Below are 23,282 nucleotides of genomic sequence, written 5' to 3'. Positions count from 1 at the left end.
CGACGCTCTTCCGATCTGTCGGGCAGGTCCTTGAGGCGCGGCGCGACATAATAAGCCTGGCCGCCGCGATATTTCTCGCGCAGCAGCGCCTCGCGCACCAGCACCGGATCCCACGGCGTGACATAGGTCCGCACCGCCAGGCGGTCGACCGGCGGGGTGGCGATGATCGACATTTCCCGGATGCCGGTCAGCGCCATCTGCAAGGTGCGCGGGATCGGCGTGGCGGTCAGCGTCAGAAGATGGACGTCGGCGCGCAACGTCTTCAGCTTCTCCTTGTGCTTGACGCCAAAGTGCTGCTCCTCGTCGACGATCACCAGGCCCAGGTTCTTGAACCCGACCTGTTCGGACAGCACCGCATGGGTGCCGACAACAATCTCTATGGAGCCGTCCTTCAGGCCGGCGCGGGTCTCGGAGGCCTCCTTGGCCGGAACCATCCGCGACAGCTGGCGCACATTGACCGGCCAGCCGGCGAACCGTTCCTTGAACGTCTTGAAGTGCTGGCGCGCCAGCAGCGTGGTCGGAGCGACGATGGCCACCTGCTGGCCCGACAGGGCTACGACGAAGGCGGCGCGCAGGGCCACCTCGGTCTTGCCGAAGCCGACGTCGCCGCAGATCAGGCGATCCATCGGCACGCCCTTGCCCAAATCCTCCAGGACGTCGCCGATGGCGTTCAACTGGTCGTCCGTCTCCTCATACGGGAAGCGGGCGCAGAATTCGGCGAACAGCCCCGGCGGCGGGGTGACGGCGTCGGTCTCCCGCAACGCCCGCTTGGCGGCCAGGGCGATCAGCCCCTCGGCCATGGCGCGCAGCCGTTCCTTGGCCTTGGCCTTGCGCGCCTGCCAGCCCGCGCCGCCCAGCCGGTCCAGCTGAACACCATCGGAATCCGAACCGTATCGGGTCAGCAGATCAATGTTTTCAACGGGCAGGTAGAGTTTGCTCTCACCTGCATAGAACAGTTCCAGGCAGTCGTGGGGCGCGGACTGGATATCCAGCGTCTTCAATCCCTCGTACCGCCCGATCCCATGATCGACGTGCACGACCAGGTCGCCGGTCGTCAGGGCCGAGGCCTCGGCCAGGAAGTTGGCGGCGCGCCGTTTCCTGCGCGGGCGGGCCAGGCGATCGCCCAGTATGTCGGTCTCGGAGATGACGGCCAGGTCGTCGGTGACGAAGCCGTGCTCCACCGACAGGACCCCACGAAGATAGACGTCCTTGGGCGCGCCCTGCACATCCTTCCAGTCGCGCACCGCGACCACGTGCTCCAGCCCGTGATCGTTCAGCATCGCGGCCAAACGCTCTGAAGACCCCTCGGTCCAACTGGCGAACAATACGCGGCGACCTTCCGCCTTCAGCGCCTCGGCGTGCTTGGCCACCGCTTCGAACAGATTGACGCTGTCCTGTGATCGCTCCGCGGCGAAGCTTCTCCCCAGGCGTCCGCCTGCATCGTCCTGCCCGTTGGAAAACGGCGAGAAACGGCGCACGTCGCGCCCGGCCAGCGCCTGGTTCCAATCTCCCTGGTCGAGGTAGAGCTTCTGCGGCGGCAGGGCGCGGTTGGCGATCGCCTGCCCCTTGGTCCTGGCCGCCTCTGCGCGCGCCTCGAAGGCGTCGGCGACCAAATCCCAACGCTCGGCCCGCGCCGCCTCGACCTGATTGTCGAAATAGATCTGCGCCTCATCGGGCAGATAGTCGAAGAGGGTGTCCAAGCCGTCGTAGAACAGCGGCAGCCACTGCTCCATGCCCTGACGTCGTGCGCCTTCGCTGATGGTGGCGTACAGCGGGTCGTCGCCCGGCGCGCCGAACAGGTTCAGATAGCCCGTGCGGAAGCGTGAGATGGCGTCCTTGTCCAGCAGCACCTCGGACACCGGGGCCAGCGACACCGCCTTCATCTGACCGGTCGAACGCTGGGTCTCGGGATCAAAGGCCCGGATCGATTCCAGTTCGGAGCCGAACATGTCCAGACGCACCGGCGCCTCGAACCCTGGCGGGAAGACGTCGATCACCCCGCCGCGCACGGCGAACTCGCCTCGCTCGGACACGGTGGAGGCCCGCACGTAGCCGTTGGCCGCAAAGTAGCGTTCCAGCGCCGCGATATCGAGATCCTGGCCGACCCGAGCCTCGAAGCCCGCGGCTGTCGTCACCGATTTCGGCGGCGTGCGCTGCATGGCGGCGGCGATGGTCGTCACCACCAGCAACGGCCTTTCGCCGGCCTTGCGCCCACCCAACCGCGTCAGGGTCGCCATCCTCTGCGCGCCGATGGCCGCCGTGGGGCTCAGACGGTCGTAAGGCAGGCAATCCCAGTTCGGATATTCCAGGACTTCAACGTCCTGAGAGAAAAATCCGAAAGCCTGGATGAAGGCGGAGGCGCGTTGATAATCCCGTGCGACGAACAGAGCGACGCCGCCCTTGCCGGACGCCTTCAACCGTTCGGCGACGATCAGGGCGTCCAGCCCTTCAGGCGCGCCCCCCAGTTCTGCGTCTGCGCGGTGTTCGACCTTGGCGTCCATTCAGCCGATCCCCCGCCCGACGTGCGCCGCCACGTGCTCGCGCATGTAGGCTCGTACTTGCTCCATCACCGGTCCATCGAACTCGGCCGGCGTGGGATCGCGCTCGATGATCCAGCCGTAGAGGTACTGGTCCTCCTGATCCAGCAGCGCCTCGAAAGCCGTCAATTCGTCATCGGTCATCGCGGGCGCGACGGCGTCCGCGAACGGCCCCAGCACCATGTCGGCCTCGCGGAAGCCCCGTCGCCAGGCGCGGAATTGAATACGGCCCAGCCGGACCTTTCGGTCTTCGGTGATGTCGCCATTGGGGCGCGCGTCTATTTCGGCCACAAGAATCCTTGCCCGCTGGAAAAGTAAGGCGGCGCGCCTAGCCACGACCCGCCGCGCGGCGGAGCAAGCGCCCGCCTGAAATGCGAGGGCGGGAGATAGCGTTCCTGACGCGACTTCGCCACCCGTCGCGGTCCCGCTATGTTCTCGCTCCCATGCGGCCGCCGATTCTCTTTCCCCTGTTCGCCGAGGTCTCCACCCTGAAGGGTGTGGGCCCGCGCGTCCTGCCGCTGGTGCAAAAGGTGGCGGGGCCGCTGGTGCGCGACCTGATCTTCCTGGCGCCCGCCGGGCTGATCGTGCGCCGCCCGATGCAGGCGGCGACAGCCACGGAGGGCGAGGTCGGGGTGTTTCAGGTGGTCATCGACCGGCTGTTTGCGCCCGGGCGCCCCGGCGCGCCGCTGAAAGTCCGCGCCAGCGACGAGACCGGGTTCGTTCATCTGGTCTGGTTCGGCGGATCGCCCCAGCACATCGACCGCCTGCTGCCGCGCGGGGAGACGCGCCTGGTCTCGGGCAAGGTCGAACGCTTCAGCGGCGAGGTCCAGATCGTCCATCCCGATATCGTGGCGGTGGACAAGGCCGAAGACCTGGCCATGTCGGAACCCGTCTATCCGGCGACGCAGGGCTTGACCGCCCGCCAGGTGCGAAAGCTGGTTCAGGCCGCCCTTCCCGCCGCCCCGGACCTGGCGGAATGGCAGGACGCCGCGTGGCTGGCCAAGCAGAAATGGCCCGGCTGGCGCGCGGCGCTGGAGGCCCTGCACTCGCCATCGACCGAAGCCGACCTGGAGCCTGACGCCTCCGTTCGCCAGCGCCTGGCCTATGACGAGTTCCTGGCCCACCAGCTGGCGCTGGCCCGCCGTCGTCGCGCGCGCGAGGTGAAGCCCGCGCCCGTCATTGCGCCGGGCGCCGCTTCCGACCGCCTGCTGGCCGCCCTGCCCTTCGTGTTGACCAACGCCCAGACGCATGCCGTCGCAGAAATCCGTCGCGATCTGGCCTCGGGCAAGCAGATGGGTCGCCTGCTCCAGGGCGACGTGGGCTCGGGCAAGACCGCCGTCGCGGCCCTCGCCCTGAGCGACGCCGCCGCCAGCGGCTTCCAGTCCGCCCTGATGGCGCCGACCGAAATCCTCGCCCGCCAGCATTTCGAGAAGCTGGGTCCGCTGCTGGAGATCGCCGGCGTGACCTCCGTCCTGCTGACCGGACGCGACAGCAACGGCCAGCGGCGCGAGAGACTTGCCGCCCTCGCCTCGGGTCAGGCCCAGGTCGCCATCGGCACCCACGCCCTGTTCCAGGACGCCGTCCGCTTCGACCGGTTGGCCCTGGCCGTCATCGACGAACAGCACCGCTTCGGCGTCAGCGAACGCCAGCGGCTCCAGGCCAAGGGCGATCCGCACCTGGGCGCCGTGCACCTGCTGACCATGTCGGCCACCCCCATTCCGCGTACGCTGGAACTGACCCAATATGGCGAACTGGAGGTCAGCCGCCTGACCGAGAAGCCGCCGGGCCGGACGCCCGTCGCCACCGCCGTTCTTCCGCTGGTCCGCATCGGCGAGGTCGCGGCCCGCCTGAAGGCCGCCGTCGAGAGCGGCGCGCAGGCCTATTGGATCTGCCCGCTGGTGGCCGAATCCGAGGCCGTCGATCTGGCCGCCGCCGAGGATCGCGCCGACGACCTGCGCCGCCTGCTGGGCGTCGAGGTCGGCCTGGCCCACGGAAAGATGCCGGGCGCCGAGCGCGAGGCGGTCATGGCCGACTTCGCCGACGGCCGCCTTCCCGTGCTGGTCGCCACCACCGTGGTCGAGGTGGGCGTCGACGTGCCCAACGCCTCGATCATGGTCATCGAGCACGCCGACCGTTTCGGCCTGGCTCAGTTGCACCAGTTGCGCGGCCGCGTCGGGCGGGGCTCGAAGGCCAGTTCCTGCATCCTGCTGTACGGCGGCCAGGACGGCGCGCTCGGAGAAACCGCCAAGGAGAGGCTGGAGACCCTGCGTCGCACCGAGGACGGCTTCGTCATCGCCGAGGAAGACTTCCGGCTACGTGGCGGCGGTGATCCGCTGGGCCTGAAACAGAGCGGCTTTCCCGCCTATCGCTTCGCCGATCCGATCCGCCACCGCGCCCTGATGCTGGCCGCCGCCGACGACGCGCGGCTGGTGATGAACCGCGATCCCGACCTGACCTCGCCACGCGGCCAGGCGATCCAGGTGCTGGAAGAGTTGTTCGACTGGAAGGGCCACAAGGCCGGTTCGGACTGATAGGGTCCCCCGATGGATCTCGCCAAACGCGCCTATGACCACGGCTTTCGCCTGGACCCCGTCGTCCGCAGTCTTCTGGACACCGACTTCTACAAGCTGCTCATGCTGCAGCTGATTTGGCGCGAGCATCGCGACGTGCCGGTCACCTTCCAGGTCATCAACCGCACCCGCGCGGTGCGGCTGGCCGACGAAGTCGATATCGCGGCCCTGCGCGATCAACTGGATCATGCCCGCACCCTGCGCTTCACCAACAAGGAACTGGTCTGGCTGGCGGGCAACACCTTCTATGGCGTCAAACAAATCTTCTCGCCGGACTTCATGGCCTGGCTGGCCGACTACCGCCTGCCCGAATACGACCTGCGCGTCGAAGACGGCCAATACGTGCTGACCTTTTCCGGCGCCTGGGCCGAGGTGACGCTGTGGGAAATTCCCGCGCTGGCGATCCTGAACGAGCTGCGATGTCGCGCCGGCCTGCGCCGACTGGGCCGCTTCGAACTCGACATCCTCTATTCGCGCGCCAAGACCCGGCTGTGGGCCAAGCTGGAGCGGCTGCGCGCCCTGCCCGACTTGGCTCTGTCGGACTTCGGCACACGCCGTCGGCACGGGTTCCTGTGGCAGCGCTGGTGCATCCAGGCGCTTCAGGAGGGTTTGGGGCGCTCCTTCATCGGCACCTCGAACGTGCTCCATGCGATGGAGAACGATCTGGAGGCCATCGGCACCAACGGGCATGAACTGCCGATGGTCATGGCGGCCCTGGCGACGGACGACACCGCACTGGCGGCCACGCCCTATTCGGTGCTCGACGAATGGCGGCGGCACTATGCGGGCAATCTGCTGATCGTCCTGCCCGACGCTTTCGGCACCGAGGCCTTTCTTGAGCAGGCGCCGGATTGGGTCGCCGACTGGACTGGCTTTCGTCCCGATTCCGCGCCACCCATCGAGGCGGGCGAACGGTTGATCGCCTGGTGGAAGGACCGTGGCCGCGATCCGACAAAGAAACTGCTGATCTTCTCGGACGGCATGGATGTCGAGTCCATCGAGGCCGTCTATGCGCGATTTCACGGCCGCGCCCGGCTCAGCTTCGGCTGGGGCACCAATCTGACCAACGATTTCCGTGACTGCTCGCCCGCCCCGGCCCCGGAACTGGATCCGATCTCGCTGGTCTGCAAGGTGGTCGAGGCGGGCGGCCGTCCCGCCGTCAAACTTTCGGACAATCCGGAAAAGGCGGTCGGCGATCCGGCCGAGATCGAACGCTACCGCCGCGTCTTTGGCGTGCGCGGCGCGGTGGCCCAGCCTGTGCGGGTCTGAAACCCGCCCTTAAGGCCGCGCATGGCACAAGGCCGCCATGAGCGACTTCATCGACAAGATGCGCCGCCGCGCCGGCCGCTATCTCGACGTCCGCCCGGTGACGATCAGCCCGCCGCGCGGCGTGCTCAGTCTGTCGTTCGACGACATTCCCCGCTCCGCCTGGACCGAAGCCGGCCCGATCCTGGCCGAGCATGGAGTGAAGGCGACCTACTACGTGTGCGGCGGCCTGTCGGGCGGCCGCAACCTGGGCCTGCCGCAGTTCGAGGTGGAGGACCTTCAAGCGCTGCACGATGCTAGCCACGAGGTGGGTTGCCACACCTATGAGCATGTCTCGACCCTGACGCTGTCGCCCGCCGAACTGCACGCCAGTCTGGCCCGCAACGCCGCCTGGGTCGCCGAGCGGTTGGACGGCTACCAGATGCGGACCTTCGCCTATCCGTTCGGCGATTGCGCCCTTCGCGCCAAGCCGGTGATCGACCGTCGCTTTCTGTGCGGGCGCGGCGTGCGCGATGGGGTCAACACCGGCCGCGCCGACCGCAATCTGCTGCAGGCCATCGGCCTGGAGAGCCGCCGACTGCCCGGCTACGACATCGAGAAACTTGTGCAAGACACAGCGGACGCCCACGGCTGGCTGATCGCCTACGGCCACGATGTCAGCGACAGCCCCACCCCCTACGGTTGCCGACCCGAAGACATCGACCGCCTGATCCGCCTGGCCAAGACCGCCGGCCTGGACATCCTGCCGGTAGCGGCGGCGTGGGAGCGGGCGGCGCGCTAGACGGCCTCGGCCTTTCGCCGATCGGCCCAGGCGATCAACTCCTTGCGCGGCCAGACCATCAGCCAGGAGCGGGCCGTATATTCGCCACTGTCGATCAGCGCCTTGCGGCTGGCCGACGCGGTTCCGGCCCGCAGGGTGTGGATCTCGCCCGGCCCCTGGTGAACCATGAAGGCCCCGCCGTTCAGCGGGTTCAGGCGCAGGTAGGCCAGGCGCGGACTGATCTCCGTCAGAGGCGGATCATAGAACCAACTGGAGCCGATCATGCCCGCTAGTTCAGGCCTGGCCCGGCACAGTTCCGCCGCCGTCGCCCAGGCGTCGTTCCAACCCTCTTCATTGAAGCCGCGCAGCCAGCGACTTTCGGTGTGCACCTCGAGCCAGGGCTCCCTCTTCGCGCCAGCCGCCAGGTAGCGCACCAGCGGCTGAACGCCGCGTCCCTGCAACGCGTGTTGCACGACCTGCTTGGGGCCCAGCGGCGAAGACAGGTCGATGACCTGGCTCTTGGCGCCAGGTACGCTCAGCACCAGCGAGAAGCGCACGTCCTTGGACCAGTGGTCGAAATCGTAGTCGCCCTCGGCCTTATCCAGGAATCCCGCGACTTGCTCGATCCAATAGGGATAAAGGGCCGTCACGGCCGCCGGCAGGTCCAGCGTCGCCACGCGGCCGGGAAGTTGCAGCATCCAGGCGGCGACCAGGCCGCGCCGCACGTCGTCGGACGTCTCCGGCCCCAGCAAAGCGTCGACCGCCTTGGCTGGCATCTCGAAATCCCAGTGGGGCGCGGCCTCGGCGGCCTTGGCGGCGGCGGATGCGGCGAGGGCGTCGACACGGGCGCGATCCTGCGGTGCGAGCCGAACCAGGACGGCCTCGAAGACGGCCTGGTGGGGAGACGGTTGCATATCCATGAGCGCATCATCTCACGATGCGGTTGGCGAACGCTTAAGGCGTCACGATGGATGACGCGGGGCTTGCCGCACGCTAGACCGCCGCCCAAATCAGAGGAGCACCCCATGACCATCGACGCCCGCATCGCCGAACTCGGCATCACCCTGCCGGAACCCGCCAAGGCGGTGGCCAACTATGTGCCCTTCGTCCAGGCGGGGAACCTGGTCCACATCTCCGGCCAGCTGTCGAACGACGCGTCTGGCGGCGTGAAGGGCACGGTCGGCGCCGACGTGACGCCGGAACAGGCCAACGCCGCCGCGCGCCTGTGCGGGATCAACCTGCTGGCCCAGATCAAGGCCGCCTGCGACGGCGATCTGTCGCGCGTGGTCCGCGTGGTCAAGCTGGGCGGCTTCGTTCAGGCCGGGCCGGACTTCGAGGCCATCCCGGCGGTCATCAACGGCTGTTCGGACCTGATGGTCGAAGTGTTCGGCGACGCCGGCCGCCACGCCCGCTCGGCCGTCGGGGTCTATCGTCTGCCGCTGGGCTTCGCCGTCGAGGTCGACGCCATCGTGGAGATCCGTTGACCTTCCAGATCACGGTTCACGACGGGATCGCCGACATCGGCCAGGCCGCGTGGGACGCCTGCGCGGCCCCGACCGGCGATCCCTTCGTCTCCTACGCCTTCCTGCATGCCTGTGAGGCGTCGCGCAGTGCGGCCCCGTCCCAGGGCTGGGGACCGCATCACCTGGCGCTGAGAGGCGAGGACAACGTCGTTCTCGGCGTCATGCCCCTCTATCTGAAGGGCCACAGCCAAGGCGAATACGTCTTCGACCACAGCTGGGCCGACGCCTATGAGCGGGCGGGCGGCCGCTACTATCCCAAACTGTTGGGCGCCGTGCCCTTCACCCCCGCGACCGGCCCGCGCTTCCTGGCCCATCCGGACGCCGACCTGGCCACGGTGCGCCAGGCCCTGATCCAGGGCGCGCTTACCCTGACCGAGCGGCTGGGCGTCTCGTCGCTGCACGTCAACTTTCCGACCGAGCCGGACTGGCGGGCGATGACCGAGGCCGGCCTGCTGGCGCGCCAGGACATGCAGTTCATCTGGCGCAACGACGGCTACGCAACCTTCGACGACTTCCTGGGGGCCCTGTCGTCCAACCGGCGCAAGACCATCCGGCGCGAACGCCGCGACGCCCAGGCCGGTCTCGACATCCGCGTCCTGACCGGCGCCGACCTGAACGAAGACGCCTGGGACGCCTTCTTCGCCTTCTACATGGACACGGGCGACCGCAAGTGGGGGCGACCCTATCTGACGCGCGCCTTCTTCTCGATGGTGGGCGAGACGATGGCCGATCGCATCGCTCTGGTCATGGCCTATCGCGAGGGAACACCCATCGCCGGGGCGCTGAACTTCATCGGCCGCGACGCCCTTTACGGCCGCCAGTGGGGCACGCTGGAAGACGTACCCTTCCTGCATTTCGAACTCTGCTACTATCAGGCCGTCGAATTCGCCATCTCGCGCGGCCTGTCACGCGTTGAGGCCGGGGCCCAGGGCGAGCACAAGATCGCGCGCGGTTATCTGCCCTCCCCGGTCTATTCGTCCCACTTCATCGCCGACGCCGCCCTGCGCGTTCCAGTGGCGCAGTATCTGAGGCGCGAGGGGCCGGCCGTAGAGGCCGAAATCGCCGCGCTGACCGACGATCAGTCGCCGTTCAAAAAAGGCTAGGTCGCCCAGGGCTCCTACGGCTTCTGACCCCACAGATGATACATACCGACGAACAGGGTCGGCCGGGCGGCTTCCAGCCGGTCCCACAGGGTCATGTCCAGCGGGTCGGCTGCGCCGAAGGCCTCTCGGAACGCCGCCTGCGCCTGCGGCGGCGGCTCGAAGCCGACCAGTCGAAGCCCCGCCTGGGCCAACAAATCGACCAACTGCGGCGGAGCATAGCGATGCTCCTGCACATGGAAGGCCAGGTCGCGGCAACCGCTCAGAGTGTAGAAGTCGTCGCTGATCCTGAGCGCCGCCAGCGGATCGTCATCCGGCAACGCAAGAACATGGGCGCGAAAGGCGCGGATGTCGGCCTCGCTCGGCGTCCAGCCGCGTTCCCGGATCAGGGCGTGGGCGCGCTCGACCGGATTGCGCGCCCGGTCGCTGTACAGCGCCAGCCGGACCACGCCGCCGGACCGCACCACGCCCGCCAGCCGCGCCAGACCTTCCTGGGGCCGGGCCATATGATGCAGGACGCCGGTGCTGATCACGACGTCGAACGGCCCCAGGTCCGGCTTCACCGCCAGGATGTCGCCCTGCGCGAACCGCACACGCTCCAAACCCAGGCTCTCGGCCACGCGCGCGCCATAGGCCAGGCTGGCGCGGCTCAGATCCAGGGCCGTGATCGCCAGGCCGGGATCGGTCCTGGCCAGGTCGATGGGCTCATACCCCGTGCCGCAGCCGGCGACTAGAACCGCCTGCGCGCGTCCGGCGAAGGCCGCACGATCCAGCCGGGGCAGCGCTTCGACGGCCTGCGACAGTGACCGGCGCGGCGGCTGCGGCGGCGCGTCCCAGCGCGGGTAGGGATTGCCCTCGTACTGCGCACGCACGGCGTCGGAAACGTCATCGCCGGCCTCCGGCGTCAGCCGCTCCATCGTTCCCGCCAGCCTGGCTTCCCGCGCCGGCTCCTCGATGGTCTTTCGCACCAGCAGCTTCGTCAGGGGCCCGGGCCAGGCCGTCATCACGTCGTCGGCGCGGGGCGACCGAAACATGGGCGACAGCGGCGCGGATTCGTCTAGACCCTCCGGCCCCCCGTCCAGATATTCGGCCAGGAAGCCGTTCAGGGCCAGGGCCTGCGCCAGGGTGCGCCGGCCCGCGCCGCCCTGCCCTTCGGTCGATCTCAGGGCGCGGCGCAGGGCGTCCAGCCGCGCTTCCATCGCCGCATCCACGTTCAGGCAGCGCGACAGGAAGGCGAGCCACAAGGCGTCCTCGCCCAGCGTCTCCAAGGCTTCGACCGCGCCGTCGAACCGCGGCGTCTTCAGCAACAGGACGCGGGCGGTCGTGCGCGCCAGGGTCTGCGGATCGACCGAAGGCTCCGCCAGCAGCATCGCCAGATCGGCGTCCAGCACCGGATGCCAGCTGCCGGGGACCAGCCCCGCCAACGACCGCGCCAGCGGCGGCGCCACCCGCGCCCGTTCCTGCGGCGTCCGGGCGCGCGACAGGGCGCGGCTCAGCACCTGGGTCGCCTGGCCAGGATCACCGTGAGCGGCGAGGAACAGCCCCATCGCCGTCAGCGCGCCCGAATGATCCGGGTCCTCGGCCAGAACGACCTTCAGCGTGTCGAACCCGCCGTGAAGATCGCCGGCGGCCAGTCGCGCCTCGGCCTCCTCCACACGCCGCGCCGTTCCGCCCTGCTGCGCCTGTGACTGCATCGGCGCACTATGGCCCGGCGTCGCGCGTCGCGCATGAAAAAAGGCCCGAGCGTCGCCGCCCGGGCCCAATCTCGGATCGGCTGGCGCCGATCAGGCCGTCTCTTCCTCTTCGGACTTGGCCGGCGCGCCGGAGGGGCCGGATATGTCGAAGTCGATCTTGCCGTCCTTCAGTTGCACCTTGACGTGTCCGCCGCGCGTCAGGCGGCCGAACAGGATGTCGTCGGCCAGCGGCTTCTTGATCGAGTCCTGAATGACCCGGGCCAGCGGGCGCGCGCCGTACAGTTCGTCGAAGCCGTTCTTGGCCAGCCAGTCGGCGGCTTCGTCGGTCAGTTCGATGGTGATATTGCGGTCCGCCAACTGGGCTTCCAGCTGCAGCACGAACTTGGTCACCACCGAGCGGATCGTTTCGGCGCCCAGCGGCTTGAAGGCCACAATGGCGTCCAGACGGTTCCTGAACTCCGGCGCGAACAAGCGCTGGATGGCCTTGTCGTCCTCGCCCTCGACCTTGCCTCGACCGAAGCCGATGGAGGCGCGAGCGTTGTCGGCGGCCCCGGCGTTGGTCGTCATGATCAGGATGACGTTCCTGAAATCGACCTTCTTGCCCACCGCGTCGGTCAACGTGCCGTTGTCCATCACCTGAAGCAGGATGTTGTAGACGTCGGGGTGCGCCTTCTCGATCTCGTCCAGCAGGATGACGGCGTGCGGATGCTGGTCGACGGCGTCCGTCAGCAGGCCGCCCTGGTCGTGACCGACATAGCCCGGAGGCGCGCCGATCAGGCGGCTGACCGTGTGGCGCTCCATGTATTCGGACATGTCGAACCGCTGCATCTCGATGCCCAGGGTGGAGGCCAACTGCTTGGCGACTTCCGTCTTGCCGACGCCGGTGGGGCCGCTGAACAGGAAGCTGCCGATGGGCTTGTTCGGATCGCGAAGCCCCGCCCGCGCCAGTTTCATCGCCGCCGAGACCTGATCGATCGCCTGATCCTGGCCGAAGACGACCCGCTTCAGGTCGGCCTCCAGTTCGCGCAGGCTCTCGGTGTCGGACTTGGACACGGACTTGGGCGGAATGCGCGCCATCTTGGCGATGACCGCCTCGACCTCCTTCTGGCCGATGACCTTCTTGCGCTTGGATTCCGTCAGCAGCATCTGGCTGGCGCCCGCCTCGTCGATCACGTCGATGGCCTTGTCCGGCAGTTTCCGGTCGGTCATGTAGCGCGCCGAAAGCTCCACCGCCGTGCGGATCGCGCTGTCGGTGTATCGGACCTTGTGGTGCTGCTCGTAGTAGGTTTTCAGGCCCCGCAGGATCTTCACCGAATCCTCGATCGTCGGCTCGTTGACGTCGATCTTCTGGAAGCGACGCACCAGGGCGCGGTCCTTCTCGAAGTGCTGGCGATATTCCTTATACGTCGTCGAGCCCATGCAGCGCAGCGAGCCCGAAGCCAGGGCCGGCTTCAGCAGGTTCGAGGCGTCCATCGCCCCGCCCGAGGTCGCGCCCGCGCCGATCACCGTGTGGATTTCGTCGATGAACAACACCGCGTTGTCGTGGTTCTCCAACTCCTTGACGACCTGCTTCAGGCGTTCCTCGAAGTCGCCGCGATAGCGGGTGCCGGCCAGCAGCGCGCCCATGTCCAGCGAATAGATGGTGGCGTCCTTCAGGACGTCGGGCACCTCGCCGTTGACGATCTTGCGCGCCAGGCCCTCGGCGATGGCCGTCTTGCCGACGCCGGGATCGCCGACCAGCAGCGGATTGTTCTTGGTCCGCCGGCACAGGATCTGGATCGAGCGCTCGACCTCGGCCTGACGACCGATCAGCGGATCGACCTTGCCTTGGCGCGACTTCTCGTTGAGGTCGACGCAATAGGCTTCCAGCGCCTCCCCGCCCGACTTGACGGCCGAGGCGTCCTCCACCTCCTCCGGACTCGCGCCCTTGGCTGGACGGGTTTCGCCTGCGCCGGCCTTCTTGGCGATGCCGTGAGCGATGAAGTTGACGGCGTCATACCGCGTCATGTCCTGCTCTTGCAGGAAATAGGCGGCGTGGCTCTCGCGCTCGGAGAAGATGGCGACCAGCACGTTGGCGCCCGTCACCTCCTCACGGCCCGAGGACTGCACATGGATCACGGCGCGCTGGATCACGCGCTGGAAGCCGGCGGTCGGTTTGGCGTCCTCGCCGTCGGCGGTCGCCAGCGCCGCCAGGTCGTTGTCGACATAGAGGGTCAGCGCCGTCTTCAGGGCGGTGAGATCCACATTGCAGGCGCGCATCACCGCCGAGGCGTCGGGGTCGTCCGTCAGCGCCATCAGCAGGTGTTCAAGGGTGGCGTATTCGTGCCGACGCTCGTTTGCGTAGGCCACCGCCCGGTGCAGGGTTTCTTCGAGAGGACGGGAAAATGAAGGCATAGGGAGGCTCCTCTCAGTCCTTTTCCATCGTGCATTGCAGCGGATGCTGGTGGCGGCGCGCGGTCTCGATGACCTGCGCGACCTTGGTCTCGGCGACTTCATAGGTGAAGACGCCGCACACCCCGACGCCATGCTGATGCACATGCAGCATGATGCGGGTGGCCTCCTCGCGGCTCTTCTGGAAGAACCGCTCCAGCACATAGACGACGAATTCCATCGGCGTGTAGTCGTCGTTCAGGATCAGCACCCGATACAGCGAGGGCTTCTGAAGCTTCGGCTTGGTTTCGGTGACGGTGGCGGCGCCTTGGCCGCCGCCCGTTTCACCGGGCCTTTGAATGGGCATTCGTATTCCGTAATCGGGGAGTCGTCTTGGCTCTCAGATAGGGAATGATGGCCTGATTTGAAGCGGCGTCCAGTCACGGCTTTCGTGAGCGGATTCTAAGGGAAGATTCATGTGACCCTGGCGCGATGCTGCGACAGGATGGGAGATCGCCTCACCTCGGGTTTCCCCGCATGCTGTTCGCCGCCTTGACCGCACTGACCCTGATCGCCTCGGGACCTCCCTCGGGACTGGAAAACGAAGTGCGGGCGGCGGACGCGCGCTTCTTCACCCTCTTCTTCGAACAGTGCGATCCAGCCGCCCTGCGACAAATGCTCGTCGATGATTTCGAGTTCTTCGACGACCGCGGCGGCTTGGTGGCGACCGACGCCGAGAGCTTTGTCGCGCAATACGCCAGCCGCTGCAGCGAGCGCGCCGCGCCGGGCGCCTGGCGATCGCGCCGCGAGGTCCTGGCGGACGGGCTGGCCGTCTATCCGATCCAGAACTACGGCGCCGTCGAAGCCGGCGAGCATGTCTTTTACGAGCGCCAGGGCGACGGACCGGAAACACGGGTCGGGCGGGCGCGGTTCACTCAGATGTGGAAGCAGGAAGGCGGCGCCTGGAAGCTGGCGCGTGTGTTCAGCTACGACCATTCCGCCCTGCCTTGAACGAAAAAGGCCCCGGAGCGAACTCCGGGGCCTTTTCCCAAACCTGACTTGAAGATCAGCGCGAGGCCTGGAAGGTCTCGACCGAGGCGGTGACGCGCTCGTTGATCGGCTTGAAGCTGTCCTTGACCGTGGTGGTGACGATCTCGTTCGTCTTGGACAGTTCGGCGACGTAGCGTTCCATCGCCTTCTTGGCCCAGGTCGTCTGGAGTTCGAAGAACTCCTGCACCGAACGCGCGCTGGACAGATCCTTGCTGGCGGCGACGCCGTCTTCCCACGACGCCTTGGCGAAGCCCATCGCCTGCTGGGACAGGGCCTCGGCGCCCTTCTGGGCCACCGCGGCCGACTCGACCAGGGCGTCCAGGTTCTTCTTGCCGTGAACGTTCAGTTCGCCCATCGAGGCGACCGACTTGTCGATGCCTTCGCGGAACGCCTTGGCGCCTGCGGCCTGGAAGGTTTCAGCCTGAGCCTTGGCCTTGGCGGCGGCCGAGCTGGCGGCGGCGGTCGCTTGGTCGGCGGTCTTCTTCACGGTTTCGGCGGTGTCGGCCATAGTGTCGTCTCCGTCTGTAAGGCCCGTCGCGGCGCGGGCGTCGGAAGTCTGATGACAGCCTTATGCTGCAAGTGCGAAATGCAGTCAATGAAAATTGTGCGCCGCACAATATGATCGCTGATAACCTCGTCGGCCTTCAAATTCCCGTTGACGGTCGGTTAACCACCATGAAACCCCGGCGGGCTATGCTAGCCTCCTCGACGCGTCGGCTGGGGGCCTGCCGCAAACCCTGCTTACCGAGGGCGTATGCTTATGATCGAAGTTCTCCGTCGCAGCCTCCTCGCCGTCCTGGCCTTGACGGCGCTCTGGCTGGGCGCGGCCCAGCCAACCCTGGCGCAAGAGAACACGCGGTACGCGGCCATCGTGGTCGACGCCGAGACCGGCGAAGTGCTTTTCGCCCGCCACGCCGACAGCCGCCGCTATCCCGCGTCGTTGACGAAGATGATGACCCTCTATCTGACGTTCGAGGCGTTGAACGAAGGACGGGTCCACCTGACCGACGTGCTGACCATCTCGCCGCGCGCCGCGTCGCAGCCGCCGTCCAAGCTGGGGCTGGCGGCCGGTCAGACCATCACCCTGGACAACGCCATGCGCGCCACCGCCGTCCGGTCGGCCAACGACATGGCGGTCGCCATCGGCGAGCATATCGGCGGTTCCGAAGCGCGCTTCACCAACATGATGACGCTGAAGGCCGAGCAGTTGGGGATGACCCAGACGCGCTATGTCACCGCCAACGGCCTGCCGGACGCGCGGCAACTGACCTCGGCGCGCGACCAGGCCATCCTGGCGCGGGCCATCATGCGCGACTTCCCCCAGTACTACAGCTATTTCGGCCTGCACGACTGGGCCTACAACGGCCGCGACTATCGCAACACCAACGGCCTGCTGGCGACCGGCAACGGCTATGACGGCATGAAGACCGGCTACACCAACGCCTCGGGCTACAACCTGGCGGCCTCGGCGGTTCGCGACGGCAAGCGACTGATTACCATCGTCCTGGGCGGCCGCTCGACGGCCAGCCGCAACGCCCACGTCGCGGAACTGATGGACACCGGCTTCGAGGTCGAGCGCCGCCGCGCCCGGGGCGAGGCCATCCAGGTGGCCCAGTTGTTCTTCGAGCAACGGGGTTTCGGCGTCGGCAGCGATCTGTCGCCCAGCGCCCCCGTCGCCTACGCCTCTCTGAACGACGACGAGGACATCGGCGGCGAGGCGACCGAGGTGGCCTATACCGCCGCGCCAGCGCCGGCGGCCCTGCCGACGCAGATCACCCCCTCGCCCTCCGAACGCGCCGCCGCGTCGCGGCCCCAGACGCTGACCGCGGCTCTGAACGCCACGGCCGGGACCCGCCTGTCGACCCCGCCTCCCTCGCGCCAGCCGGCGCGCACGGCCTCCGGCGGCTGGGCGGTTCAGGTCGGCGCCTTCCGCGAGGAAAAGATCGCCAACGACTGGCTGACCGAGGTCAACCGCCGCTTCCGGTCCCAGTTCGCCGGCGCCGAGCGCAACGTCCAGGCGGCGGGCGAGTGGTATCGGTCGCGCTTCGTCGGCTTGACGGAAGTGGGCGCCAAGGCCGCGTGCGACGCCCTGGCCGAACGCCGCGTGACCTGCATGGTCATCCGCCCGAACTGAACCAGGCCGCTCCGTCAGGGCGCGGTGACGGCCATCGTGTCCTGTGGGCGGCCGTCGCCGCGCGGCGCCGCGATACCCAGCACGCGCGCCAGGAACGGTTGGACGTCCACGCTGTCCAGCTCGGTCAGCCGGCGGCCCGCGATCACGCCCGGCCCATGGGCGATGAACAACGCCCGCATCTCCGGCGCCAGGTTGTCATAGCCATGCGCCCCGCCCGGCCGGGTCACGTCTCGGCCCGGCTCGGTCAGCAGCCACCCCGTGTCGGCCACGCAGACGATCTGCGGGACACGGGCATTGGATCCCAGCACGAGACGGGCCGGTATATGCGCCTTCTCCCAACACTCGGCACGGCCCCGGCGGCCGACCAGGGCGTCCCTCACCTCCTGTTCCCGCCCCGGCTTGGCGTTGAGGAAGACCGCCGCACCGCTGTAGATGACGTCGATCGCCTCGGCGTCCACCAGATCGCCCAGTCGGACGACCCGATCAGGCGACGTCGCCGCCATGCCGTGGTCGGATACGATCACCAGCATCGTCCCCTCGTAGAGCCCCCGGGCCTTCAAACCATCGACCAGGCGCCCGATGGAGACGTCCACCGATGCGGTGGCCTCGCGCGTCTCCGGCGCATCCGGACCGTAGTGGTGGCCGGCGGTGTCCACGATGTCGAAATACAGCGTCTCGAAGCGGGGGCGTTGGTCGGGCGGGAAATCCAGCCAGGCCAGCAATTGGTCCACGCGCGCGTCACCCGGCATCGCATGATCGAAGGGGACCCAGCGGCTGGGCCGTACGCCGTCGATCTCGGTCTCCGAGCCCGGCCAGAACATCGTCCCGGTGCGGATCCCGGCCTTCTCCGCCGTGATCCAGATCGGTTCGGCCTGGTCCCACCACCCGCTTTCCTTCCTGGCCATCGTGAAGACGCCCAGCTCGGGGTCGATGAATCGGTTGCCGACTATGCCGTGGTGGTCTGGGTGCAGGCCTGTGACCAGGGTGTAGTGGTTGGGAAAGGTGACGCTCGGAAAGGACGGGCGCATCGGCCCGCTGGCGCCTTCCCGCGCCAGCCGGTCCAGCGTCGGGGTCGCCCCCCGTCCCAGATAGTCGGGCCGGAAGCCGTCGATGGAGACAAGGATCACCCGCTCGGGCCGCGCGGTCATGTCCGCAGCCGTTTCCGGCCGCCCCCCGGATGTGGCGCACGCCGAAAGCAGAAGAAACAGGACAAGAAGCGACAGCCGCGGCATCGGCGAACTCCGGAAGCGGGAGACATTGCCTAAACTTAATTGGCGACAGCTTCGCAACGGCTTGTGAGACCGTCGTTCTCACGCCAAGCTCGCCGGCATGGACACCGTCATCGAAACGCGCGGACTGACCAAGACCTACGGCACGGTCAAGGCGCTGGACGGGCTGGACCTGTCGATCCCGCGCGGCGGGGTTTATGGCGTCCTCGGCCCCAATGGCGCAGGCAAGTCGACGCTGTTCCGCACCCTGCTGGGCCTGATCCGTCCCACCGAGGGCGAAGCGACCGTCATGGGCGGCCGCATCGGCGATCCCGCGGCCATGCGCAGAATGGGCTCGATGATCGAAACGCCGCGTTTCCCGCCCTTCCTGACGGCCCGCCAGGTCTTGGAATGGCTGGGCCGGGCGCACGGCGGCGTGACCTCGGCCGACATCGCCGCCTGGCTTGAACGGGTCGGGTTGAGCGAGGCGGCCGACCGGCGCGTGCGCGGCTTTTCCGTCGGGATGTTGCAACGGCTGGGTGTCGCCGCCGCCCTGATGACCCGGCCCGATCTGGTCATCCTGGACGAACCCACCAGCGGCATGGATCCGCCCGGCATCCAGGAGATGCGCGCCCTGATCCGCAGCCTGGCCGACAACGACGGCGTCACCGTCATCCTGGCCAGCCACCAGTTGCAGGAAGTCCAGCGCGTCTGCGACCGCGTCGCCATTTTCAACAGAGGCAAGGTGGCGGCCGAGGGCCGGGTGTCGGACCTGATCGCCGCAGGCGAGCAGTTGCGCCTGTCCGTCACGCCTCTGGCGCAGGCGCTGGCGGTGCTGGGCGACCGCGCCCGACTGGACGGCGACGCCGTCACCGCCGCCATCGCGCGCACCGAGGCCCCGGCGGCCATCCGCGCCCTGGTCGAGGCGGGCGTGGAGATCGAGGAAGCCCGCTGGGTCGGCGCTGACCTGGAGGCCGTCTTCATGACCGAGACCGGCTGGACCGGCGTGAAGGAGGCTTCTCATGCTGGCTGACGCCGTCCGCGCCGAATCCTACCGCCTGTCGCGCAACCGCACCGCCCTGTTCTGGAGCGTGCTGTTCGTTCCCCTGATCGGCCTGGTGATGTCGATCGGCGCCTTCGTCTTCACCAAGATCAAGGCCGAGGACCTGGCGGGCAAGCTGCCGCCGGAGCTCGCCATCACCAGCGCGCCGCTGAACATGGCCGAGGTCCTGACGCGCAGCGTCGGGGAGTTCGCCAACCCTGCGATCCTGATGTTCGTGCTGATCGGCGCGGCTACCCTCTACGCCGGCGACTATCGCTGGGAGACCTGGCGCCTGATCAGCGCGCGCAACCGGCGGGCCAATCTGATCACCGGAAAGCTTATCGTCGTGGCGGCGCTGATCCTGGCCGCGACGCTGGCCGCCCTGGTCGCCGACCTGGCCGCCGGCCTGATCCAGTCGCTGGTGTTCGAGCGATCCCTCGCCTTCCAGATGCCGGGCGAAGGCTGGGCGGACATCGCCCTACTGGCCGTCCTGAACTGGGCGCGCATCCTGCAGTTCACCCTGATCGCCCTGCTGGCCGCCACCGTGACCCGTTCGCTTCTGGCGACGCTGTTCGTGCCCCTGGCCATTGGCATCGGCCAATTCTTCCTGCCCAACATTCTGGCTCCGATGGGGATTTCACCCGACGGCTGGCTGACGCCGCTGGCGTCGCCCGGTTTCGCCGTCGAAATGCTGGCCACGGCGATCCGCGGCGGAATGCCCGCCACCGCCCTGCCCGATCACGCGATTCTCAAGGGCGTGCTCAGCCTGCTGGCCTGGACCGTCCTGCCCTTCGCGGGCGCTGTCGCCTGGTTCAACCGGCAGGATCTGTCCAAGGAATAGGCGGCGGGGGGCTGCGACGTCCCTCCTCCACCAGCCAGTCGCGGAACGCGTCTACGGCGCCGTCCTTGCGGCCTTCCGGCCTGAGCAGGGCGAAGAAGGACGGACGCTCTACGAAGCCGAAGGGCGCGGCCAGCCGCCCCGTCTCGATATCGGGCGCGACGAAGGCCCAGGGCGCGATCGCCACGCCCAGGCCCGACACCGCCGCCTCGACCAGCGAATGATTGTGGGCGAATTCCCGCTCCACCGCCGCCGGCCCGAGTTCCAGCCCCGCCAAGTCGCCCCAAGCGCTCCAGGCTTGCCGAAAGGTCGCCGACCGAAGGCGCGGTGCAGCGGCCAGGGCGGCGGGCGTGGCGAACCCCGCCATCACGTCAGGCGCCCCGACCGGCCCCTGATGCTGACCAAGGAAGCGTGTGATTTCGGCGCGGACCGGGCGCTCCTCCCGTTCCAGGATACGAATGGCGCCGTCGAAACGATCGCGGCGAAAATCCACCGGCAGGTAGGATTCCGACAGGCGAACCCGCACCTCGGGATGGCTCTCCAGGAATGCGGGCAGTCGGGGGATCAACCATTTCATCGCGAAGGTGCCGAGGCAGGAAATCTCGATCTCGCGCGTCGCGCCGTGGCGCACCCGGGCGACGGCCTCATCGACCATGCCGAACGCCGGGGTCAGTCTTTCCGCCAGTTCGCGGCCCGCATCGGTCAGCGCCAGGGCGTGACGCGGCCCTCCCACCAGGGCGACGCCCAGGCTGGCCTGAAGGGCGGCGACCTGCCGGCTGACGGCGCCGTGGGTCACGCACAGTTCTTCCGCCGCACGGGTCATGGAGCCGTGCCGGGCGAAGGCCTCGAAGGTTCGCAGAGCGTTCAGTGGAGGCGGCGCGGCGCGCTTCATGTGATCTCTCCTCACACAGCCTCGCCCGCATAATCGATTTCGACCTCGGGGGAAATCGGCTTGAACCTTGGCGATGCGCCATCCCGATCGCCCCCCGCCCCGCCGAAGCCGTTGGGACGTCCTCGCCTACGCCCTGTGCGTCCTGCTCATATGGATCGCCGCGCTTGGCGCCATCGCGGGCGGCTAGAGCCGCCTTTCCATGAAGACATCGGCCCGGGCGTAGGGCGTGGGGCGCGGCGGCAGGTGAGCGAAACCGAAGCTTTCGTACAGGGCGATGGCCGGTCTCAGGGCGCTGTTGGTCTCCAGGTATAGTCGTGCCGCGCCCGCCTCCCGCGCCGCCGCCTCGCAGGCGTGGAGCAGACGCCGCGCCAGGCCCAGCCCCCGCGCGGCGGGCGTGACCGTCATCTTGGACACTTCGAAGCCGCCCTCGATCGGCATCAGGGCGCAGCATCCCACGGCCTGCCCATCTCGCTCCGCGATGAAGATGCGGCCGCCCGCCGCCAGGAAGACGCCGTCGGGATCGTCGATCGCGCGGCGGTCCTTGGCCTCGACGACAAAGCCGCCTTCGGCCAGCCAGGCCTGGTTCAGGTGCGCCCAGGCGGCGAAATGGTCGGGGCGGAAATCGACGATGGAGACGGTCATGGCGCGTTAAATGCCCCGATCGCCGCCAAAGCAAAAGGGCGGCCGGATCGCTCCGACCGCCCCTTTGGCGTTCCAATCCGAAAAGGATCGGACCTTATTCCTCGCCGTCGTCGAACGACTGGACCGGACCGGAGTCCTTGCCCTTGGCCTCGACGTCGCGATCGACGAATTCGATCACGGCCATCGGGGCGTTGTCGCCGTGACGGAAGCCGGCCTTCATGATGCGGATATAGCCGCCGTTGCGCTCGGAATAGCGCGGGGCCAGGGTCTCGAACAGCTTGCCGACCTGGGTCACGTCGCGGACCTGGCTGATGGCCTGACGACGGGCGTGCAGGTCGCCCTTCTTGCCGAGCGTGACCAGCTTCTCGACGAAGGGACGCAGTTCCTTCGCCTTGGGCAGGGTCGTGGTGATCTGCTCGTGCTTGATCAGCGACGCAGCCATGTTGGCGAACATCGCGGTGCGGTGGCTGGTCGTGCGACCGAGCTTACGATAGGCGGCGCCGTGGCGCATCGTGGTCTCTCCTACTCCGGTCCCGGTATCTCCCGTCAGGGAGACCTAGGCCCGTATCCTTCTAACCGCCCCGACTCTCTCCCAGCGGGAGACGGGCGGAGGGTTGAACTCAGATCTGGTCGTCGAACTTCTTGGCCAGGTCTTCGATGTTTTCGGGCGGCCAGTTCGGCACGTCCATGCCGAGGCTTAGGCCCATCGTCGCGAGAACTTCCTTGATCTCGTTCAGCGACTTGCGGCCGAAGTTCGGGGTGCGAAGCATTTCGCCCTCGGTCTTCTGGATCAGGTCGCCGATGTAGACGATGTTGTCGTTCTTCAGGCAGTTGGCCGAACGGACCGAAAGCTCCAGCTCGTCCACCTTCTTCAGCAGGGCCGGGTTGAACGGCAGGTCCGGCTTGCCTTCCGAAGCCTCGACCGCCTTGGTCGGCTCCTCGAAGGTGATGAAGATCTGCAGTTGGTCCTGCAGGATGCGCGCGGCGTAGGCCACGGCGTCCACAGGCGACACGGCGCCGTTGGTTTCCACTTCCAGCAGCAGCTTGTCATAGTCCAGCGACTGGCCCTGGCGGGTCGGCTCGACGCGATAGGCGACGCGCTTGACCGGCGAATACAGGGCGTCGACGGCGATCAGGCCGATCGGCGCGTCTTCCGGACGGTTGAACTCGGCCGCGACATAGCCCTTGCCGTTCTGGACGGTCAGTTCCATGCGCACCGAGGCGCCGTCGTCCAGCGTGCAGATGACGTGGTCGGGGTTCAGAACCTCAATGTCGGCCGGCACGTCGATCTGACCGGCGGTCACCGGACCAGGGCCCGTGGCGCGCAGGGTCATGCGCTTCGGACCTTCGGCATGCATGCGGAGGGCCAGCTGCTTGATGTTCAGGACGATGTCCACGACGTCTTCACGCACGCCTTCCAGCGACGAGAACTCGTGAACGACGCCGTCGATCTGGATGGCCGTCACCGCCGCGCCTTGCAGCGAGGACAGCAGCACGCGGCGCAGGGCGTTGCCGAGCGTCACGCCGAAACCGCGCTCCAGAGGCTCGGCCACCAGACGCGCCTTGCGCTGGGCGTCGGAACCGGTCTCGATCTGCGGCTTCTCGGGACGGATCAGCTCTTGCCAGTTTCTTTCGATCATTTGGTCCCTCGAACGG

Annotated in this window: 21 protein-coding genes; 9 read left to right on the top strand and 12 right to left on the bottom strand. The window is 67.8% G+C overall.

Annotation, left to right across the window (positions count from 1 at the left end; genetic code table 11):
• Positions 1-2,501: transcription-repair coupling factor (locus B2U11_RS10120; RefSeq protein WP_292071473.1), on the bottom strand; the 2,501-nt coding region annotated here is incomplete at its 3' end.
• Positions 2,502-2,828, bottom strand: a complete 327-nt coding sequence (locus tag B2U11_RS10115) for a succinate dehydrogenase assembly factor 2 (RefSeq protein ID WP_292071471.1) — start codon at positions 2,826-2,828, stop codon at positions 2,502-2,504.
• Positions 2,829-2,980: 152 nt separating this feature from the next.
• On the opposite strand from B2U11_RS10115, the gene recG reads away from it, so the two are divergent.
• Genes recG through B2U11_RS10100 form a run of 3 tightly spaced genes read left to right on the top strand, consistent with a single transcriptional unit; the run spans position 2,981 to position 7,154 of the window.
• Positions 2,981-5,068, top strand: coding sequence for an ATP-dependent DNA helicase RecG (gene recG, locus B2U11_RS10110; RefSeq protein ID WP_292071469.1), 2,088 nt, complete (start codon positions 2,981-2,983; stop codon positions 5,066-5,068).
• Positions 5,069-5,080: 12 nt separating this feature from the next.
• Positions 5,081-6,376, top strand: coding sequence for a nicotinate phosphoribosyltransferase (gene pncB, locus B2U11_RS10105; protein WP_292071468.1), 1,296 nt, complete (start codon positions 5,081-5,083; stop codon positions 6,374-6,376).
• A gap of 37 nt (positions 6,377-6,413) precedes the next feature.
• Positions 6,414-7,154, top strand: a complete 741-nt coding sequence (locus B2U11_RS10100; RefSeq protein ID WP_292071466.1) for a polysaccharide deacetylase family protein — start codon at positions 6,414-6,416, stop codon at positions 7,152-7,154.
• Here the strand turns inward: B2U11_RS10100 and B2U11_RS10095 are convergent.
• Positions 7,151-8,053, bottom strand: a complete 903-nt coding sequence (locus tag B2U11_RS10095) for a hypothetical protein (protein ID WP_292071464.1) — start codon at positions 8,051-8,053, stop codon at positions 7,151-7,153. The genes B2U11_RS10100 and B2U11_RS10095 overlap by 4 nt on opposite strands.
• Before the next feature lie 105 nt (positions 8,054-8,158).
• On the opposite strand from B2U11_RS10095, the gene B2U11_RS10090 reads away from it, so the two are divergent.
• Complete coding sequence (locus B2U11_RS10090) at positions 8,159-8,617, top strand: RidA family protein (RefSeq protein WP_292071462.1); 459 nt, start codon at positions 8,159-8,161, stop codon at positions 8,615-8,617.
• Positions 8,614-9,759, top strand: coding sequence for a GNAT family N-acetyltransferase (locus tag B2U11_RS10085; protein ID WP_292071460.1), 1,146 nt, complete (start codon positions 8,614-8,616; stop codon positions 9,757-9,759). Before B2U11_RS10090 ends, B2U11_RS10085 begins: the two co-directional genes overlap by 4 nt.
• A gap of 14 nt (positions 9,760-9,773) precedes the next feature.
• On the opposite strand, the gene B2U11_RS10080 is transcribed toward B2U11_RS10085, so the two are convergent.
• The 3 genes from B2U11_RS10080 to clpS all read right to left on the bottom strand — a co-directional run bounded on the left by B2U11_RS10080 (position 9,774) and on the right by clpS (position 14,187).
• Entirely contained in the window at positions 9,774-11,450 is a 1,677-nt protein-coding gene (locus tag B2U11_RS10080; protein ID WP_292071458.1) for a class I SAM-dependent methyltransferase, read from the bottom strand.
• 90 nt (positions 11,451-11,540) lie between these two features.
• The gene (gene clpA, locus B2U11_RS10075; protein WP_292071456.1) at positions 11,541-13,844 is read right to left on the bottom strand and encodes an ATP-dependent Clp protease ATP-binding subunit ClpA; all 2,304 of its coding nucleotides are present in this window, start codon (positions 13,842-13,844) and stop codon (positions 11,541-11,543) included.
• A gap of 13 nt (positions 13,845-13,857) precedes the next feature.
• The gene (clpS, locus tag B2U11_RS10070) at positions 13,858-14,187 is read right to left on the bottom strand and encodes an ATP-dependent Clp protease adapter ClpS (RefSeq protein ID WP_201216272.1); all 330 of its coding nucleotides are present in this window, start codon (positions 14,185-14,187) and stop codon (positions 13,858-13,860) included.
• Positions 14,188-14,357: 170 nt separating this feature from the next.
• On the opposite strand from clpS, the gene B2U11_RS10065 reads away from it, so the two are divergent.
• Positions 14,358-14,831 carry a nuclear transport factor 2 family protein gene (locus B2U11_RS10065; protein ID WP_292071454.1) on the top strand — a complete coding sequence of 158 codons (474 nt, stop codon included), beginning with the start codon at positions 14,358-14,360 and terminating at the stop codon, positions 14,829-14,831.
• Between the two features lie 55 nt (positions 14,832-14,886).
• Here the strand turns inward: B2U11_RS10065 and B2U11_RS10060 are convergent, their stop codons facing one another.
• The gene (locus tag B2U11_RS10060; RefSeq protein WP_292071451.1) at positions 14,887-15,378 is read right to left on the bottom strand and encodes a phasin family protein; all 492 of its coding nucleotides are present in this window, start codon (positions 15,376-15,378) and stop codon (positions 14,887-14,889) included.
• A gap of 252 nt (positions 15,379-15,630) precedes the next feature.
• Here B2U11_RS10060 and B2U11_RS10055 point away from each other — a divergent pair, with 252 nt between their 5' ends.
• Positions 15,631-17,004, top strand: coding sequence for a serine hydrolase (locus B2U11_RS10055; protein WP_292071450.1), 1,374 nt, complete (start codon positions 15,631-15,633; stop codon positions 17,002-17,004).
• Between the two features lie 14 nt (positions 17,005-17,018).
• On the opposite strand, the gene B2U11_RS10050 is transcribed toward B2U11_RS10055, so the two are convergent.
• Positions 17,019-18,152, bottom strand: a complete 1,134-nt coding sequence (locus tag B2U11_RS10050; RefSeq protein ID WP_292071448.1) for an ectonucleotide pyrophosphatase/phosphodiesterase — start codon at positions 18,150-18,152, stop codon at positions 17,019-17,021.
• 181 nt (positions 18,153-18,333) lie between these two features.
• Here B2U11_RS10050 and B2U11_RS10045 point away from each other — a divergent pair, with 181 nt between their 5' ends.
• Positions 18,334-19,245, top strand: coding sequence for an ABC transporter ATP-binding protein (locus B2U11_RS10045; RefSeq protein WP_292071447.1), 912 nt, complete (start codon positions 18,334-18,336; stop codon positions 19,243-19,245).
• Positions 19,235-20,095, top strand: coding sequence for an ABC transporter permease subunit (locus B2U11_RS10040; protein WP_292071445.1), 861 nt, complete (start codon positions 19,235-19,237; stop codon positions 20,093-20,095). Before B2U11_RS10045 ends, B2U11_RS10040 begins: the two co-directional genes overlap by 11 nt.
• Here the strand turns inward: B2U11_RS10040 and B2U11_RS10035 are convergent.
• The 4 genes from B2U11_RS10035 to B2U11_RS10020 form a co-directional block, all read right to left on the bottom strand.
• Positions 20,067-20,984 carry a LysR substrate-binding domain-containing protein gene (locus tag B2U11_RS10035; protein WP_292071442.1) on the bottom strand — a complete coding sequence of 306 codons (918 nt, stop codon included), beginning with the start codon at positions 20,982-20,984 and terminating at the stop codon, positions 20,067-20,069. The genes B2U11_RS10040 and B2U11_RS10035 overlap by 29 nt on opposite strands.
• Positions 20,985-21,167: 183 nt before the next feature.
• Entirely contained in the window at positions 21,168-21,626 is a 459-nt protein-coding gene (locus B2U11_RS10030; RefSeq protein ID WP_292071440.1) for a GNAT family N-acetyltransferase, read from the bottom strand.
• A gap of 94 nt (positions 21,627-21,720) precedes the next feature.
• Entirely contained in the window at positions 21,721-22,137 is a 417-nt protein-coding gene (gene rplQ, locus B2U11_RS10025) for a 50S ribosomal protein L17 (protein WP_292071438.1), read from the bottom strand.
• Between the two features lie 109 nt (positions 22,138-22,246).
• The gene (locus B2U11_RS10020) at positions 22,247-23,266 is read right to left on the bottom strand and encodes a DNA-directed RNA polymerase subunit alpha (protein ID WP_249750407.1); all 1,020 of its coding nucleotides are present in this window, start codon (positions 23,264-23,266) and stop codon (positions 22,247-22,249) included.
• Positions 23,267-23,282 lie beyond the last annotated feature (16 nt).

It is taken from the genome of Brevundimonas sp. UBA7534, from assembly GCF_002479325.1.
In the GTDB taxonomy this organism is placed as follows: Bacteria; Pseudomonadota; Alphaproteobacteria; order Caulobacterales; family Caulobacteraceae; genus Brevundimonas.
Note: the sequence above shows the minus strand (reverse complement) of the source record. Positions and strands in the feature narration are given on the sequence as shown.